16 protein-coding genes are annotated in these 15,995 nt (G+C 59.1%); 10 read left to right on the plus strand and 6 right to left on the minus strand.

Going from position 1 to position 15,995, the window contains the following annotated elements; genetic code table 11:
• Positions 1-111: 111 nt before the first annotated feature.
• Entirely contained in the window at positions 112-1,155 is a 1,044-nt protein-coding gene (locus KDW96_RS01180; protein WP_255838574.1) for an IS110 family RNA-guided transposase, read from the plus strand.
• Between the two features lie 267 nt (positions 1,156-1,422).
• Here KDW96_RS01180 and KDW96_RS01185 read toward each other — a convergent pair whose 3' ends face one another.
• Entirely contained in the window at positions 1,423-1,926 is a 504-nt protein-coding gene (locus KDW96_RS01185) for a DUF3916 domain-containing protein (RefSeq protein WP_195881970.1), read from the minus strand.
• A 581-nt stretch (positions 1,927-2,507) separates the two neighbouring features.
• On the opposite strand from KDW96_RS01185, the gene KDW96_RS22115 reads away from it, so the two are divergent.
• Genes KDW96_RS22115 through KDW96_RS01195 form a run of 3 tightly spaced genes read left to right on the plus strand, consistent with a single transcriptional unit; the run spans position 2,508 to position 3,292 of the window.
• Positions 2,508-2,735, plus strand: coding sequence for a hypothetical protein (locus KDW96_RS22115; protein WP_370295485.1), 228 nt, complete (start codon positions 2,508-2,510; stop codon positions 2,733-2,735).
• Positions 2,728-3,003: a hypothetical protein gene (locus KDW96_RS01190; protein WP_255838575.1), complete on the plus strand. Its 276-nt coding sequence runs from the start codon at positions 2,728-2,730 to the stop codon at positions 3,001-3,003. The genes KDW96_RS22115 and KDW96_RS01190 overlap by 8 nt, the downstream gene beginning before the upstream one ends.
• On the plus strand, positions 2,996-3,292 hold the full coding sequence (locus KDW96_RS01195; protein ID WP_213637801.1) for a LasR-specific antiactivator QslA: 297 nt from the start codon (positions 2,996-2,998) through the stop codon (positions 3,290-3,292). Before KDW96_RS01190 ends, KDW96_RS01195 begins: the two co-directional genes overlap by 8 nt.
• On the opposite strand, the gene KDW96_RS01200 is transcribed toward KDW96_RS01195, so the two are convergent.
• The 3 genes from KDW96_RS01200 to KDW96_RS01210 form a co-directional block, all read right to left on the minus strand.
• A complete protein-coding gene (locus tag KDW96_RS01200) occupies positions 3,259-3,585 on the minus strand; it encodes a DUF3422 family protein (RefSeq protein WP_255838576.1) in 327 nt (108 codons plus the stop codon). The two genes, KDW96_RS01195 and KDW96_RS01200, sit on opposite strands and share 34 nt — an antisense overlap.
• Before the next feature lie 64 nt (positions 3,586-3,649).
• The gene (locus tag KDW96_RS01205; RefSeq protein ID WP_255838578.1) at positions 3,650-4,900 is read right to left on the minus strand and encodes a 2-aminoadipate transaminase; all 1,251 of its coding nucleotides are present in this window, start codon (positions 4,898-4,900) and stop codon (positions 3,650-3,652) included.
• Positions 4,901-5,109: 209 nt separating this feature from the next.
• Entirely contained in the window at positions 5,110-6,021 is a 912-nt protein-coding gene (locus KDW96_RS01210; RefSeq protein WP_255838579.1) for a LysR family transcriptional regulator, read from the minus strand.
• 156 nt (positions 6,022-6,177) lie between these two features.
• On the opposite strand from KDW96_RS01210, the gene amaB reads away from it, so the two are divergent.
• Positions 6,178-7,668, plus strand: coding sequence for an L-piperidine-6-carboxylate dehydrogenase (gene amaB / locus KDW96_RS01215; protein WP_304665571.1), 1,491 nt, complete (start codon positions 6,178-6,180; stop codon positions 7,666-7,668).
• Positions 7,669-7,847: 179 nt separating this feature from the next.
• On the opposite strand, the gene dnaQ is transcribed toward amaB, so the two are convergent.
• Together dnaQ and KDW96_RS01225 are read right to left on the minus strand one after the other, a co-directional pair.
• The gene (gene dnaQ / locus KDW96_RS01220) at positions 7,848-8,615 is read right to left on the minus strand and encodes a DNA polymerase III subunit epsilon (RefSeq protein WP_255838580.1); all 768 of its coding nucleotides are present in this window, start codon (positions 8,613-8,615) and stop codon (positions 7,848-7,850) included.
• Positions 8,616-8,895: 280 nt separating this feature from the next.
• A complete protein-coding gene (locus KDW96_RS01225; RefSeq protein WP_255838581.1) occupies positions 8,896-9,897 on the minus strand; it encodes a hypothetical protein in 1,002 nt (333 codons plus the stop codon).
• A 112-nt stretch (positions 9,898-10,009) separates the two neighbouring features.
• Here KDW96_RS01225 and KDW96_RS01230 point away from each other — a divergent pair, with 112 nt between their 5' ends.
• The 5 genes from KDW96_RS01230 to KDW96_RS01250 all read left to right on the plus strand — a co-directional run bounded on the left by KDW96_RS01230 (position 10,010) and on the right by KDW96_RS01250 (position 15,968).
• Positions 10,010-10,294, plus strand: a complete 285-nt coding sequence (locus KDW96_RS01230) for a pyocin activator PrtN family protein (protein ID WP_255838582.1) — start codon at positions 10,010-10,012, stop codon at positions 10,292-10,294.
• 303 nt (positions 10,295-10,597) lie between these two features.
• Positions 10,598-11,809, plus strand: a complete 1,212-nt coding sequence (locus KDW96_RS01235; protein WP_255838583.1) for a site-specific integrase — start codon at positions 10,598-10,600, stop codon at positions 11,807-11,809.
• Positions 11,806-13,470, plus strand: coding sequence for a site-specific integrase (locus tag KDW96_RS01240; RefSeq protein ID WP_255838584.1), 1,665 nt, complete (start codon positions 11,806-11,808; stop codon positions 13,468-13,470). The genes KDW96_RS01235 and KDW96_RS01240 overlap by 4 nt, the downstream gene beginning before the upstream one ends.
• Before the next feature lie 4 nt (positions 13,471-13,474).
• Positions 13,475-15,535: an integrase gene (locus KDW96_RS01245; protein ID WP_255838585.1), complete on the plus strand. Its 2,061-nt coding sequence runs from the start codon at positions 13,475-13,477 to the stop codon at positions 15,533-15,535.
• Positions 15,528-15,968 carry a hypothetical protein gene (locus tag KDW96_RS01250; protein ID WP_255838586.1) on the plus strand — a complete coding sequence of 147 codons (441 nt, stop codon included), beginning with the start codon at positions 15,528-15,530 and terminating at the stop codon, positions 15,966-15,968. Before KDW96_RS01245 ends, KDW96_RS01250 begins: the two co-directional genes overlap by 8 nt.
• Positions 15,969-15,995: the final 27 nt, after the last annotated feature.

Raw genomic sequence — 15,995 nt, forward strand, 5'->3', positions numbered from 1 at the left:
GCTTTAGCCCGTCCCAGTGAGCGAAGCGAACGGTTTGAATGCTGTAATGGACACTCCCCGCGCCACGCTTCTATACCGATAGCGGTGCTGACTGTTCGCTGGGAGGGTGTGATGAAACGCATAGCGGTTGATCTGGCCAAGTCCGTTTACCAAGTTGCCGAGAGTGTCCGTGCCGGCGTGGTGAGTCAGCACAGGCGGCTGAGTCGTGAGGCGTTCGGGCGATATATACAGGAGCAGGCCGAGCCGGTCGAGTGGCTGATGGAGGCCTGTGGCACGGCGCACTATTGGGGCCGGCAGATGCAGGCGCGCGGGCATCGGGTGGTGCTGCTGCATGCGCGCCATGTGCGGCCCTACCGGCGCGGCAGCAAGACCGACCGCAACGACTGCGAGGCCATCCTCGAGGCCGGGCGCTGCCGGGGCATGCGCCCGGTGCCGGTGAAGAGCCTGGAACAGCAGCAGTTGCAGCAACTGCACAAGCTGCGCGAGGCCTGGAAGAAATCGCGGGTGCAGCGCATCAACCTGCTGCGCGGGATCTTGCGCGAGGCCGGCCTGCAGGTCGCCGACGGCCCGCGGGCCTTTCTGCGCCAGGCCAGCGAACTGGTCGAGCGGCCGGAGGTCGGCGCCCTGCGCGGCGCGCTGCAGGTGGTGTTGGCCGAGATCAGCCTCTATGAGCAGTCGATGCACGAGTGCGAGCAGCAACTGGCACGGCTGCACGCCGACGACGCCATCGTGCACAGGCTCGACGAGGTCAGCGGCATCGGCCTGCTCACCGCCAGCGCCCTGAAAGCCGCGGTCGGCCAGCCTGAACGCTTTGCCAACGGGCGCCAGCTCAGCGCCTGGCTGGGCATGACCCCGAGCGAACACAGCAGCGGCCTGCGCCGGCGACTGGGGCGCATCAGCTGCAAGGGCAACGTCTATGTGCGCACCCTGCTGGTTCACGGCTCGCGCGCCAGCCTGTTGGCGGCCAGGCGTTGCCAGGCGCGCACGCCGGAACGCCTGACCCGCCTGCAGCGATGGGCGTTGGCGACGGCCGAGCGTATCGGCCACAACAAGGCGGCGGTGGCCCTGGCCAACAAGCTGGTACGCATCTGCTGGGCGGTGTGGTGCCACGAGCGACGTTTCAGCGGTGACTGGCCCAGCGCCAGGCCCGCCTGACGGCGGGGTAATCAGGATGAAGTGAAGGTTTTCCAGTGGTTGTGGTGAGAGGCGAGACTGTCGAAACAGGCGAGTCCTGCAGCGGAACAAGGCCGATAACAATGCTGATCTTCGGGATCGTTTGAACGCTTGGCCCCCGCTGTGCGAACTACAGAATGGCCAGGGCATGACTGCCCACAACAGGCCGGATATACGAATGCAACCGCACTGACGACAGGCGTGAAAAGCGATTCCTCACTGCTTGTGGGGAGCGTCCATATACAGTTGTTAGGCCTGTTGGCCAAGGCACCACCATTGAACAGTTGTCTCGTCATCCGGTTGTGTAACGTCGTGGCCATGTTCGATAAAGCTTTGTGGTAGCAGCAACCCTAGTTTTTCAGATATACGCTCTGGTGCGAGTGAGTTCTGCTCCCCAAGAAAACCTTTGTAGTAATCCTGGCTGTAGAAAATGGTTACTTCGCTCCGGTGTAACCAAGGCCATGTAAGCAAGCAGGCCACCCGATAATAACCTTTTGGATTGTCAGGAGCTGCGTCAGCTAAATATTTCGCTGCCCTCAAAAGTTGCATAACGCAAAATGCTTGGATTTCAATGGTTGTTTGGTTGCCTTCCACAAGTGCTGAGTGGACTGGAATTTTCCAATTGAAATACTTTTCTTTTGGTGTCGATTGAGGGCGTGAGAATCCTTCAAAACGTGATGCCCATTTCTCCAAAGACCGGAGGCGACGAGGTATACCTCTTAATTTTTTATTGCTGACAGCGATCTGTCTCATAAAGGCCTAACAGTGATTAGATGGAATTCTGCGCTAATCCAATAGTCGCGAATTCCGCATAATTCCGCGCCACGCTACCTGCCACTCGATAAAAATCATTTGCAGATCAATCGCTTAGGCCGACGAGGCCGGCCGGGTGCGTATTCGCGTGACTTCCGTATTTCGCTCATTCATTACTACTGTATAAAAACGCAGATGCAGGATTCGAAATGGACAGCTCACTCTGCCAGCCAGCGCCGTGACGCCTTTGCATCACCACAGCCCCCCCTACCGAGAACGATCGGCGGACGGCCCTACCGATCCAACGCTTCATACATGCAGGGAGAAGATAACCGGCGTCCTGCCTGCGGGGTGCGTCATTGCGTGGGTTGAAACTACCCGAATAGGGAATGTCGCCACAAGTTGTTGCGGCGAATCGCCCTCCTTGCTTCGGGCTTGCCCTGCACATGGCGCCGGGCTAGAGTGCGCCGGTCACGGTCAATCCCGTGGCCGGGTGTCGCAACCCGTATATGTCTGAGGCGCGGTAGCGCCATAGCCGAGAGCAGGCGCTTTTTTTGTGCCTGCTGTTTTCTCGTGCAGTTATGGTGGGCCGTGCGGGGCAGGCTTCGGCCTGGCCGGTTCCCTCGGACGCCGGTATTGCGACCCCCGTACGGTCCGCCACCCATAACCGTGTCGCAACGGCGGTTGGCGGCTCCTTAATACGTTCGAGGAGCATAAGGAAAATGCGCTATCCACCTTTTACCCAAGGGCTCCACCTTGGGCTGTTCGTCTTGTCGTTCGCCTCCTGCCTGGAGGTGCGTCATGACTAGATTCAACGCCGTTGTCGTTCCCTTCCCCAAACGCTGCGCACCACTCGATTGCCCCGATGGCCAGGGCTGCCATTTCCAGGCGGCGGCCGAGATACGGGTGGCGATGCTGCATAGGCTGTTCGCCATCCTGGCGCGCATGGAGGCGTCCAGCCCCGGCGCGAGGCCGCTGCATGAGGCCTGCGACAGCGCCCGCGCGCTGCTGAACGAGGTGCTGGTGCTGTACCGCCGTGCGCTGGCCCAGGCCCACGGGAGGGCTGGCGATGAATAGACCCTGCACCAGCCACCTGCCAACCCACGACGGCCATCGCGGCGCGATCATCAAGTGGCCGGTGAACTGCCACGAGGCCTTCGAGCGGGGCGTGGCCAGCGCCCAGGCCTGGTTGAGCAACGACGACAGCGGCTGGCTGTGGGCCAACCTGATCATCGAGCGCGACGCGCTGCCCCCTGGGGCGCAGCGCCGGGCGTTCGAGATCGGCTTCCTCAGCCGGGTGCATCAGCGCCTGTGTTCGCCGTTCGGTGGCAATCACCAGGCCAGGAAGACCTGCCTGCAGCTGTAGGCCGGCCGTCGATCTGCGCACGAACAGCCCGCCGGGTGCTCCGGCGGGTTTTCTCCGCACCTAGTACCGCGCCGCCTGTTTGAGCCTTCGCGCCAGCAGGGCGAACAGGACCTTGGCGGACAGCGGCGAGCCCAAAGCCACAGGCCCTCCAGGGTCATCTTCAGCAGGCCGATCAGGTAGTTGCTGATGGCGATCAGCGAGAAGCCCTCCACCGCCTGCTGGATCTTCAGCCGGGTATAGGTGCGGGCGTTGTGGCTTTCGAGGATCTTCGAGTTCTGTTCCTCCACTTCCACCTGGGCTTGGCCTGTAGCAGCTCGCCGAGGACACAGGGGGCCGCAGAAAAGCCCCCTGCCCGGCTCAGGCCAACTGCGCCAGGCAGCGCTCGAAGATATCGAAGCCCTCGTCCAGCAATTCGCGCTCTGTGGTCAGGGGCGCCAGCAGGCGAATGATGTGCCGGTATTTGCCGCTGGGCATCAACAGCAGGCCCTGCTCGCGGGCGTTGCCCAGCAGGCTGGCCAGGCGCTCGCTGCCGGGCCCGCCCTCTGCACTGCGCAGTTCGATACCGCGCATGGCGCCCACGCCGCTCAGGCGGCCGATGGCAGCCGCCCAGGGCGCCTGTTGCCAGCTGTGGTAGCGGGCGAGGATGGTACTTTCCTGCAGCTCGCCCCAGGTCGCCAGGTTGGCGTCGCTCATCGCCTCCAGGGTCGCCAGGGCGGCCGCGCAGGCGATGGGATTGCCCGAGTAGGTGCCGCCGAGGCCGCCCTTGGGCAGTGCATCCATCAGTTCACGGCGGCCGACCACCGCCGCCAGCGGCAGGCCGCCGGCCATGCTCTTGCCCAGCAGCAGCAGGTCCGGTTCGATGCCCAGGCGGCTGAAGGCGAAGCGCTGGCCGCTGCGGCCGAAGCCGGACTGGATCTCGTCGATGATCAGCAGGATGCCGTGGGCATCGCAGAAGCGCCGCAGGTCCTGGGCGAAGGCGGCATCCAGGGCCTGGAAGCCGCCCTCGCCCTGCACCGGTTCGACGATGAAGCAGGCCACCTCGGCGCGGTCGATCTCCACGCTGAACAACCGCTCCATGGCCGCCATGGCCTGCTCTCGGCTGACGCCGTTGTCGGCGCTGGGGTACGGCAGGTGGTACACCGGCCCCGGCAGCACGCCGACCTTCTGCTTGTAGGGCGCCACCTTGCCATTGAGGTTGAGGGTGGCCAGGGTGCGCCCGTGGAAGCCGCCGTCGAAGGCGATCACCGCGGTGCGCCCGGTGGCCGCGCGAACGACCTTCAGGGCGTTCTCCGCCGCCTCGGCGCCGCTGTTGGTGAGCATGCCGGACAGCGGGTAGCTGACCGGCACGAAGCGCGCCAGGGCCTCCATCAGCCGGCGGTAGCCTTCGTGGGGCACGGCATTGAAGGCCGAGTGGGTCAGCTTGCCGGCCTGCTCGCGAACCGCCTCGACGATCTGCGGGTGGCAGTGGCCAAGGTTGAGCACGCCGATGCCGCCGACGAAGTCGATATAGCGCTTGCCGGTGGCATCCCAGACCTCGGCGTTACGGCCGTGGCTGAGGCTGATGGGGTGGACGATGCCCAGGGCATTGCTGATCGGCGCCTGGCTCATGGGCGGGCTCCCGCGGCGCGGTCGAGGTGGTCGAACGTTGGGCGCTGGCAAGGGTTCTGGCGGGCAGGCATGGGGCATCCTCTAGGCCGGTTTGACGGGCCACTATGAAAGCGAGAGAGGAAGCCGCCCGACAAACGAAAAAAAACGCGCCTGTTATTCCTTTTTTTCCGCATCAGGCCGCGCTCGTCCGAGCGCCCGCCCGGTAGCGCTCAGCGACCGGCGTCGCCGTGCTCGCGGCGCACCTGCTCCTCGATCCAGCGCACGAAGGCGCGGATCTTCGGCACTTCGGCGGCGTGCTCGGCGTAGGCGAGAAAGTGCCGGCCGCTGCTGGCCAGGGGGTGGTCCCAGGGAATCACCAGCTTGCCCTCGGCCAGTTCGTCCTCCACCAGAAAGCGCGGCACCAGCGCCACCCCGCAGCCGGACTGAGCGGCGCGGATGCACATGTAGAAGGTCTCGAACCGCGGGCCGTGATAGCTGTGCTCGGTCTGCAGGTCCTGGGCCTGGAACCACTCGTGCCAGGCCTCGGGGCGCGAGGCGCACTGCAGCAGCACCCGTTCGCTCAGCTGCAGGGCACTGTCCAGCGGCGTGGCCGGGAGGATGTCCGGGGCGCACACCGGCACCATCTGCTCGCCGAACAGCTCGATGCACTCGGCCCCCGGCCAGGTGCCCTGGCCGAAGAAGAACACCACGTCGGCCCGCGCCTGGACCAGGTCGAAGGGTTCCAGTTCGTTGCGGATATCCAGGTGGATGTTCGGGTTGGCGGCGCCGAAACCCTTGAGATGGGGGATCAGCCAGCGCGCGCCGAAGGTCGGCTGGGTGGCCACCTTGAGCACCTCGGTCTCGCCGCCGTAGGAGAGGATGTAGTGGGTGGACATCTCCACCTGCTTGAGGATCTTGTTCACCTCGGTCAGGTACAGCGAGCCGGCCGGGGTCAGCTGCAAGCGCCGGCGGATGCGGCGGAACAGCAGGTGCTGGAGCATCTCCTCGAGCTGCGCAACCTGCTTGCTCACCGCGCTCTGGGTCAGGAACAGCTCCTCGGCCGCGCGGGTGAAGCTCAGGTGGCGCGCCACCGCCTCGAAGCACTGCAGGGCGGCCATGGACGGCATCAGGCGTTTGGACATGGGGATATCTCGCGAAGGCGTGGGGCGGCGAACAGGGACGAACGATGAATCCTAGGAATGACATGGCGAATAATGCTCGCTTGCTGCCCTCCAGGCGGAGGATTAATACTGACCCCGAGCATAATTTTCAACCACGACCCAATACAGGAGAGAGCCATGGTTGACGGACTTCTGAGCCGCCTCGGGGTTAGCGCCCAAGCAGTGGAGAATGGCAACTACCCGGTGTACACCCCGATCGACGGCAGCCAGATCGCTTCGGTCAGCCTGGAAGATCGCGCCGCCGTGCAGGCCAAGATCGCCCGCGCCGAGCAGGCCTTCCTGGCCTGGCGCAGCGTGCCGGCGCCGCGCCGTGGCGAGCTGATTCGCCTGTTCGGCGAGGTGCTGCGCACGCACAAGGCCGACCTCGGCGAGCTGGTGTCCTGGGAGGCCGGCAAGATCACCCAGGAAGGCCTGGGCGAAGTGCAGGAGATGATCGACATCTGCGACTTCGCCGTCGGCCTGTCGCGCCAGCTGTACGGCCTGACCATCGCCTCCGAGCGTCCGGGCCACCACATGCGCGAGACCTGGCAGCCGCTCGGCGTGGTCGGCGTGATCAGCGCCTTCAACTTCCCGGTGGCGGTCTGGGCCTGGAACACCACCCTGGCCCTGGTCTGCGGCGATGCCGTGCTGTGGAAGCCGTCGGAGAAGACCCCGCTGACCGCCCTGGCCTGCCAGGCGCTGTTCGAGCAGGCGCTGGCCGCCTTCGGCGACGCCCCCGAGGGTCTCAGCCAGCTGATCATCGGCGACCGCGAAGCCGGCGACGCCCTGGTGGAAGACCCGCGCGTGGCGCTGATCAGCGCCACCGGCAGCACCCGCATGGGCCGCGAAGTGGCGCCCAAGGTGGCCGCGCGCTTCGCCCGCAGCATCCTCGAACTGGGCGGCAACAACGCCATGATCCTGGCCCCCAGTGCCGATCTGGACATGGCCGTGCGGGCCATCCTGTTCGGCGCCGTAGGCACCGCCGGCCAGCGCTGCACCACCCTGCGCCGGCTGATCGCCCACGAATCGGTCAGGGACGAGATCGTCGCGCGCCTCAAGGTCGCCTACAGCAAGGTGCGCATCGGCCACCCGCTGCAGGGCAACCTGGTCGGCCCGCTGATCGACAAGCACAGCTTCGAGGCCATGCAGGCGGCCCTGGACAAGGCCCGCGCCGAGGGCGGCCAGGTGTTCGGCGGCGAGCGCCAGCTGGCCGAGCAGTTCCCGAACGCCTACTACGTCAGCCCGGCCATCGTCGAGATGCCGGCGCAGAGCGAGGTGGTGCGCCACGAGACCTTCGCGCCGATCCTCTACGTGATGAGCTACAGCCACTTCGACCAGGCCCTGCGCCTGAACAACGAGGTGCCCCAGGGCCTGTCGTCGTGCATCTTCACCACCGACATGCGCGAGGCCGAGCAGTTCCAGAGCGCCGCCGGCAGCGACTGCGGCATCGCCAACGTCAACATCGGCACCAGCGGAGCGGAAATCGGCGGCGCCTTCGGCGGCGAGAAGGAGACCGGCGGCGGCCGCGAGTCCGGCTCCGATGCGTGGAAGGCTTACATGCGCCGGCAGACCAACACGGTCAACTACTCCCGCGAGCTGCCGCTGGCCCAGGGCATCGTGTTCGACTGACCCGGGCCTGGCCTGAACGAAAAAGCCCCGAGGCCAAAGGACTCGGGGCTTTTTCATGCGCGGTACCCAGGCAGGGTGCGCCCTGCGCACCAAACATCCAGCAACGGGTACCGTGCTGGTGTGCACGGCACACCCTACCCTTATCGGCGGTGAGCGCGGCCTGGGCGGCCCCACCCGCCCTACTGCTCGGCTGGCGCCTGCTCCAGTTGCACCCACAGGGGGGGCGCGCCGGCCGACTTCTCGATCACCGCCATCCGCGCGGCATGCTCAGCCAGCTCCGCCTCGCTGGCGCGGATCACCACCGTGCGTGCGCGCTCGGCGGGCAGGCGGCGGATCGGCGTGGGCTGCTGGCGACCGCTGCTGTCCCCCTCGGAGCCGTCGCCGGCCAGGGACAGGTTGGTCTGCCCGCCGGTCATCGCCAGGTAGACGTCGGCGAGGATCTCGGCGTCGAGCAAGGCGCCGTGCAGGTCACGGCCGGAGTTGTCGACGTCGTAACGCTTGCACAGCGCGTCGAGGTTGTTGCGTTGGCCCGGGTGGCGCTCGCGGGCCATCAACAGGGTATCGAGGATTGAGCAGTGCTCTGTGAGATCGGCGCGCTCCTGCTGACCCAGCAGGGCGAACTCGTTGTTGATGAAGCCCACGTCGAACGCCGCGTTGTGGATGATCAGCTGGGCGCCCTTGATGAACTCGAAGAACTCCTCGGCCACATCCTTGAAACGGGGTTTGTCCTGCAGGAACTCGTTGGTGATGCCGTGGACCGCGATGGCGCCCTCGTCGATCTCGCGATCGGGCTGCAGGTAAACGTGAAAATGCCGCCCGGTCAGGCGCCGGCCGACCATTTCGACACAGCCGATCTCGATGATCCGGTGACCATCGGTGACCGGCATGCCGGTGGTTTCGGTGTCCAGAACTACCACCCTGTCAGCAGCTTGTTTGTAAACCGTCATTGCTTTTCCCCTGTAAACGCGCGCCAAATCTTAACACGCCGGGCGAAAACCATCGCAACGACCAATGACCAGGTGTAAATGGCACCGAGCATTCTCTTCAAGCGCGCCAAAAAGTAATCATGCTTTATGAGGGCGGCGGGTTAGCACGGGTGTAGCCACAGCGGAACTTTCGAAAAAAATGAGTTTGCAAGTCCTTATAGAAGCGGATCTTATTCCGCACTATTAAAAATCGTTAAGAAGTAGCAGAATCGGAAAATACATTCACTGAAATTTACTTCCCCTACTCTTCTCGAAAAACGCTTTTCCAACCATAATTTCGCGACCACGCGAAGCTTTTAAACTGCTTAATCACCTTGAGTGGTATCCAAGAAAGCTTCCTGTCTGGCTCAGTGGGCAGCGACATGGCTAGCGGTACATCTAAGCCGAAGTCCCCACTCAACAAACGGTACATATTCCTGACCCGGCTTTCCCACTGGAGTACTTTGGACTGCCCCTTGATATTGAAGACCAGTTTGTTCAGTGCACCTGCAAGCTCTAAATACTGGATTGGGGTGATCGCTATTTGATGATAACGGGGTAGACCCAGTGGCAGGACCCTGCCGATAAAGTGCTGTAATAAAGGCAGGGCCACCCTCAGAGCATGAAGTTCCAAAGCCATCATCAGCAGCACATTGTGCAAACTATCTCCAATCTCTTTGGCGTTACTGCATTTCTTTGCCGCTGCTTCTCTTAGAAGCCAGGTCAGGCAAGCCAACACTTCCAGATCTGCACGAAGCTCAAGCTTTCTGAGTAAGAACCGATTAACAGGCACCCGTTCCACATAGCTATTTATGCCTATCGGCTTTCTCTTAAACAGAACGACTTGCAGTTCTGCGGACAATAATTGCAGGAACGCCTCCCCTTCCATAACTTCTTTATTTTCGAAATCCAGCACATCCCAGAGCGGATGATTAAAAATACGCATCGAGCCTGGCGCATTCTTTTCCACTTTTGCCAAGGTAGTCTGCCTTAGCCGGCCGCCATCACGATAACGACCCCATTTGTTGGAGCTGTGTTTTTTACGACCGTCTTCATTCCATGTGACTGCATCTGGCTCAAGGCATCTCTCCATCTGAGATGGTCCAGACAGTGAAAAACGTTGCTTCAGCGATTCATACCAGTAGCGTGTGCGTAGGCTTTCCAACGATTCCTGGCAGCACGCGTAATCGGCTGCAAAATAATTTCCGCGCAAAAATGACTCAAAATCCGCGCAAATTAAGTTAATTCTCTCAATATCAGTCACTTATGCCTCTCCAAAATCCTTACAGGAAGTAGCAGTGAGCTCCAACACTACTCTCGATAAATTGGGGAGTCACCTCTAACTTAGTGTGCAACTAGACGACACGATGAGCATCATGCCCAAACAGAACGATCTTCTCGCCCTATCAACAGATCTGGAGCGCCAGTTAACCGCCCGTTACGGGACGATGCTAGGCAGTGGGGATTTGTGGCGAGAAATTGGTTATCGCTCACCGAATGCATTCCGCCAAGCATTGCTCAGGGGAACTCTGGATCTGCCTGTGTTTGCCGTAGAGGGCCGTCGTGGCCGATTTGCATTAGTCAGGGATGTGGCTGCCTGGATCGCTAGGAAAAGCCTGAACGTGCCGGGAATTGAGCGCACTGAGAGCCAATCAGAGTGAGAAAGCACTCATGACCACAGTAACCGAGGAGGAATAAATATGAGTCGTACCTAATAACCGTTTTGCAAGCAGGTACTGGAGATGCAAAAAGCCCCGGGGTTCGGAGCCCGGGGCTTCTGCGGAAATGTCAGTTGTGGCAACCCCTGACCTCTGCATTCTGTATTTCTCGCCAGTTGGCGTCAAGCCGACTGCCTGCCTTTTCATTTCAACGATGCAAGCGATCATGACAGGCGAGGTCTCTCTTCGCCCGTTGGGTTGGCCATGCTTTGTTTGGCATATTGAATTAGTGGGGCACAGGATTTCATGAAGTACACAATCAAAACTTTCATTACTAGCAGCGGCGAACGTTTATCTCAGCTCTATAAGACTGAAGAACCCGACCTCCCCCTGTTCTACCCAACCGCCTACATTGCTCGCACGGTCCGACCATCCGCTACGCACGAGACTCAGAAAGTCTACCTCGCAGTAATCAGGCGAGTCTGCGAGTGGGAGTCCAGTAGGAATATCGACCTGGCCTTGTCCTTTCGCAGCCGCAAGTTTCTTACTGCTGCACAGGTTGATGATCTGGCGAACTATCTGCGTGCAAGCAAGCTGGGGGGCAAGGGGGCAGTCATTAGTAGTCCCAAATACAACACCTATGTCACCTATACAGCAGGCTATCTCCGCTGGCTGGCGCAGGAGCTCATCACTGATGCCAACACACCCGAAATTCGGGAAGCACTTGCTGCACAAGACACTATGTTGCTGAGGAAAAAGCGGCGAAAGGCCGGATCAAGTTCCGCACGCGATCAACGTGTCGTTTCGGCGAGGTTATCTACCGACGCTCGCAACCAACTGCTGGACTTGTTCCATCAGCCCTTTGAGGGCCTTCGGAAGCCACAGGATTTTGGACCGAGATTGCGCAATATCGTGATGCTGCGTGTTCTTTACGAAACTGGCATGCGGGCCGGCGAGCTACTCAGCCTGAAACTCAGGAACATCATCGAAGCCGGCGGCGGTGACAGCGCCTATCTGGACATCGAGCGCAACCATCATGACGCGATCGATACCCGCCTGCATCAACCGGTCGCCAAAACGCTGGGACGTAAGGTTCCGATATCGGAACACCTTGAGGAGCAACTGCGGAACTACCGAGACAACTGGCGAGCAGATATTCCAATGGCCGGATTCTCCGATGAGAACTTCATTTTCATCGTCCATCGTGGAGGACGGAGCCAAGGTCGAGCTCTTCCCATAACGGCATTTGGTAGCGGGCTTGCCAACCTCAGGCAATCCTTTTGCGCCCTATCGCAAGTACGCCCTCACCTGCTGCGACACGACTGGAATTATCGCTTCTCGATAATTGCAGATCGAGAAGACATGTCCTTTGAGGACGAGTGCACGCTAAGGGAACAACTGATGGGCTGGGTGCCAGGCTCACCTATGTCAAGACGCTACAACCTACGACATATTGAAGAAAAATCGCAGGAAATCGGCCGAAAAATTGCTACCGATACAGCGAGGATCACGAAATGAATAAAAAGGACTCCTTTCCAAGCAACGCAATATCGCAAGATATTGATCTCAAGCGAACTGAGCGACCCCACCCAAAAGGTGAGAACACTTATTGGGATGGAGATACTCTTGTTTATGTAGGCATTAAACCAATAAGAATGAACAGAGCTCTGTCGCATTTCAGCCCCACCATGAAGGAGTCATTCAAACAGAACACCTCCTCTTTCTTAAAACAAGGAAAATACTCACTCTACAGCCATATTGCGTACTTCGAAAGACTGAGAACACAACTAAACACATACCCAACCACTACTTTTAATGCCAAATGGATAGCTCTGGCGCTGACCAACTCTTCGTTCCTTAGAGTCAAGAGCGGAATCCTGCAATTTTTTCTCTACTGGCACGAGCGTGACAGTGCCGCTATCAGCAAGGACGCCTTACGCTTACTGGATGATAGTGCTTCAACTAAAATGAAGCGGCGCAGTGTACTCTCGGATGACCCGGAGAAAAGTTGGCTCTCCGATGAAGAATACGAGCACTTATTGCGAGCAACCTGGAATAACTATGACTGCGGGGCCTGCTCCACACAAGTGACACTAATTAGACTGATGTCAATGCAATATGCTCGCAGGCCAGTACAGATTGCATATCTTAAGGTCGGCGATGTTCATGAAAATGATGATTCAGATACCCAAGGACTCATCGGGCGCGTCGTAAACTTTCCTGGTGTCAAGGATAGAACCACCGAGCACGACTTTCGTGACAGCAAGTTCGAAACTCACCCCCTAGCCGATCACTTGTGGGATCTATGTACTATCCAACGCAGAGAAGTCAAGGCGCTGTATGAGCACACTTTGGGTCTAGTGCTAACAGACGACCAACTGAAACAAATGCCTCTTTTTTGCAGCAAAACGCAAATCAAGGCAGCACAACAACTCATTAATGAGCATTATCAGATTAATCTCCTTGAAAACTTGGACAGCAGACTATTTCATATCAAAAGAACCCGTATTACTCGGATTCTCACATGGAGTGAGAACACTCCGAATTGCAATTTTATTGCGGACAAGCCTCTAGGGTGGTTACGAACGAAGCCACCAATTACCCACCGTACCGGCCGGACAATGATTGTCAACGCGACACGGATGCGCCATACCCGGATACGCCAGTTAGCCCGACAGGGCGTGCCCAAGCACATGCTATCTCACTGGCTCGGCCATACATCTGAGAGGTCGCTGGAGTCCTATTACAACGATCCCCCCGAGATTGCGCGCCAACTCGACGATGCAATGGCTCCAGCATTGCTACCACTGGCCATGGCTTTTGCCGGAACGCTGATTGATTCAGAGGATCAAGCCAGTAGGGCCAACGATCCGAACAGCAAGCTAGAGTTCGCTAGGGGCAGTGAACTCAGGAGTGTCGGTCGCTGTGGTAAGCATAGTTTTTGCGCCATAACCTCAGTACCTATTCCCTGCTATCGCTGCAAGCATTTCGAACCACTGGTCGATGCACCACATCAGGAGGTACTGGAAGCACTGGTGCAGCGTCAGGCCGCGGAGAAACAGCCGCTCAAGATTGGCGGCCAACGAAACCTGCTGATGCCTATTGATCTCTCGGCTGACATTCGCGCCGTCGAAAATTGCATTGCTCGCTGCAACGCCCGCAAAGCTGAACGGGAATGACCTCATGAGCCATGTTATCCAGTTCACTCCTAAGCGTGAGTTGTCTTCCCAGCAAAACCTCAACGACTTCATTGTTCTTGCCCGAGACAACCTGACTCTATGGTCTGATCTTGAGGGTTTTTCCTGGGACGCGGCCAAATGGGTTACGACGCACAAAAACATTCGATTTACCAACTTTGAGCACGTCGTTGTGGCCTCGAGGACGGCCCCCAATACTAATCAACTCATGCACCCTGCCTTTGCCGAGTCTGCCAAGGCCTACCTGCGCTACCAGCACACGCTGCGCCCAAACAAGAGAATCGCAAGGGAAATGACCGCGCTACGGGCGATGGAGTTTGCCTTGCGCCAAGATATGGCAGTGCCGGATATCACCAAATTCGAACATCGGCACTGGTGTACGGCCGTCAGCGCCATGGAGCCTGCCACTTCCCGCCAATTAGTTTGCGAAGTAATGCTGGGCATACTGAAAAGGCTAGCGGACCTTGGCATCCTCACCGTCGATCCTTGGTTCTGGCGACATCCCTACGTGGGCCGACATGGCTACGACGCTACAAATGGTGCCGGGGCACCGGCTGAAGTCAAGGCAAAGAAAGCCCCTGACCAAGACGCGCTACTCGCCGTTGCCGACGTGTTTTCACGAGGCGAGAGTGAAACGCTGGATGACTCAGATATCATGGTGACCTGCATCACTGCGCTGTTGCTGAGCGCACCTATGCGTATTGGCGAGTTCCTGCGCTTTCGCCTCGATTGTCTGCGGGAAGACACCGACAGGAATGGAGAACTCCAGTGTTACTTAGCGTATTGGGTACCAAAGACCCATCAGTTCGAGCGCAAACCCATTCCCATGACCATGGGTGATGTTGCAAAAGAAGCGATCAAGCGGCTAGGCGCAATCACCGAAGAGGGTCGTCGCCTCGCATGCTACATGGAAACCAATCCTACAAAGTTTTACCGCCACGCGAATTGCCCTTCGATTCCTGACGACCAAGAACTGACACCTGATCAGGTGGTGCAAGCATTAGGGTTCGCCAACCGAGAAAGTTGCGCAAGCTTCGTCAGGAAACACACCAGCAGTTATGCGATGACGGGTTTTACGCTGAACGCTCTGTGGCAACTGGTGCTGACCGAACACCTCGCACGTAACCCGCATTTCCCCTACCAAGAAGCGCCAGAGAGCTCGACGCAAGCACCGTTGAAAATGTCTGATTCCCTTCTTTGTTTTCGTCGTCTTCAACTAGCAACGACGCTGAGCACAAGCCCTGTACTATTGGCACCTTTCAACGGGCACTATTACTCCGGGCGCTTGAAAATAGGTAAAAGACTGGAAGCCATGAACTTCTTCACCCGGCACGCCTTCGAGACCAACAAGCTTAAATCCCACAGCCTTCGTCACCTGCTCAACAGGCAAGCACGCAGTAGCGGCGTCTCCTTGGAAATGCTAACCGAATGGAGCAGTCGCACCACTACTCGGCAGACTCGTACTTACCTGCACGACGACCCAGCAAAAGCGGCCGCTAAGGGAGCATTAGCGCTCGGGACAACCCAGGAACAAGAACATCAAAAGCCGGTGACAAATGAAGAAGCAGCCCTTTACGGTCATGGCCCGTTCCACCGCAGCCGCTACGGCATTTGCCGCCGTAGCTGGCGAGCCGGACCGTGCAACAAGTTCGCCGCCTGCCTCAATTGCTCTGAACTGCTGATGTGCAAGGGCGACAAGCTCGCTGCCGAGATCATCCAGCAGGATCGGGACGATCTCGTGCGGACGTATAACGCTGCTCAACAGGAAATAGCGAATGGTGAACGAGCAGCATCACTTTGGACCGAAAAAGCAGGTCCACAGATCGAGCGTCTCGATCAACTGCTGGACATCTTGCACAACCCCGACATTCCGGACGGGAGTCCTATCGAAATGGCGGGAGCAGACTTCAGCCATGAAAAGGTAATTGTATCCGAGAAGGCCAAAGCGGCCGGGGTGCAGTTGTTGGATCGAAAAGAACTTGGCCTCTCCTACGGCGAAGAGCTACTCGCCTGCCTGGATCTACTGCGGGAACCAGACGATGCCTAAAGTGATCACCGATCAGCATGAACGCAAAATAGCCCAGATGATCCGAAACTGGCCGGTCGAGCATGCGCTGGACTGGAATGCGGCCTGCATCGGCGCGCAAAGCATTCTGGGGTGGGACAAGCCGCCGACGCGCCAGGCTCTCGACAAGAAGGTAGCGGTAAAGGTCGCTTATAAGGCCAAGAAAGAGCAGCTAAAACTTGAGAAACAGAAGCTGCAGGGCATGCCAAAGCCCCGAAGTACACTGGATGCCATGAAGAGAATCAATCGGCTCCAGGCAGAAAATGACGCTTTGAGAGCGGAGCTGAGCAAAATGGCAGAGATGGCAAACCGGCTGATCTACAACGCAACCCTGGCTGGTCTCTCCCGTGAGCGACTGATGTCCCCTCTTCTGACTGTTCGTGAGCCGCAGAAAAGGCCCGCAAAGGTTAGGTAAACAATCAGATTCAGTTTGGCAGCGTAG

The organism is Pseudomonas benzenivorans (assembly GCF_024397895.1).
Taxonomy (GTDB): domain Bacteria; phylum Pseudomonadota; class Gammaproteobacteria; order Pseudomonadales; family Pseudomonadaceae; genus Aquipseudomonas; species Aquipseudomonas benzenivorans_A.

Bases quoted from the DNA above. Each gene is read 5' to 3' on its own strand.
- KDW96_RS01245 (WP_255838585.1), top strand. From the start codon at position 13,475: ATGAGCCATGTTATCCAGTTCACTCCTAAGCGTGAGTTGTCTTCCCAG.
- KDW96_RS01195 (WP_213637801.1), top strand. From the start codon at position 2,996: ATGAATAGACCCTGCACCAGCCACCTGCCAACCCACGACGGCCATCGC.
- KDW96_RS01230 (WP_255838582.1), top strand. From the start codon at position 10,010: ATGCCCAAACAGAACGATCTTCTCGCCCTATCAACAGATCTGGAGCGC.
- KDW96_RS01250 (WP_255838586.1), top strand. From the start codon at position 15,528: ATGCCTAAAGTGATCACCGATCAGCATGAACGCAAAATAGCCCAGATG.
- KDW96_RS01210 (WP_255838579.1), bottom strand. From the start codon at position 6,021: ATGTCCAAACGCCTGATGCCGTCCATGGCCGCCCTGCAGTGCTTCGAG.
- dnaQ (WP_255838580.1), bottom strand. From the start codon at position 8,615: ATGACGGTTTACAAACAAGCTGCTGACAGGGTGGTAGTTCTGGACACC.
- KDW96_RS01185 (WP_195881970.1), bottom strand. From the start codon at position 1,926: ATGAGACAGATCGCTGTCAGCAATAAAAAATTAAGAGGTATACCTCGT.
- KDW96_RS01180 (WP_255838574.1), top strand. From the start codon at position 112: ATGAAACGCATAGCGGTTGATCTGGCCAAGTCCGTTTACCAAGTTGCC.
- KDW96_RS22115 (WP_370295485.1), top strand. From the start codon at position 2,508: ATGGTGGGCCGTGCGGGGCAGGCTTCGGCCTGGCCGGTTCCCTCGGAC.
- KDW96_RS01240 (WP_255838584.1), top strand. From the start codon at position 11,806: ATGAATAAAAAGGACTCCTTTCCAAGCAACGCAATATCGCAAGATATT.
- KDW96_RS01205 (WP_255838578.1), bottom strand. From the start codon at position 4,900: ATGAGCCAGGCGCCGATCAGCAATGCCCTGGGCATCGTCCACCCCATC.
- amaB (WP_304665571.1), top strand. From the start codon at position 6,178: ATGGTTGACGGACTTCTGAGCCGCCTCGGGGTTAGCGCCCAAGCAGTG.
- KDW96_RS01235 (WP_255838583.1), top strand. From the start codon at position 10,598: ATGAAGTACACAATCAAAACTTTCATTACTAGCAGCGGCGAACGTTTA.
- KDW96_RS01190 (WP_255838575.1), top strand. From the start codon at position 2,728: ATGACTAGATTCAACGCCGTTGTCGTTCCCTTCCCCAAACGCTGCGCA.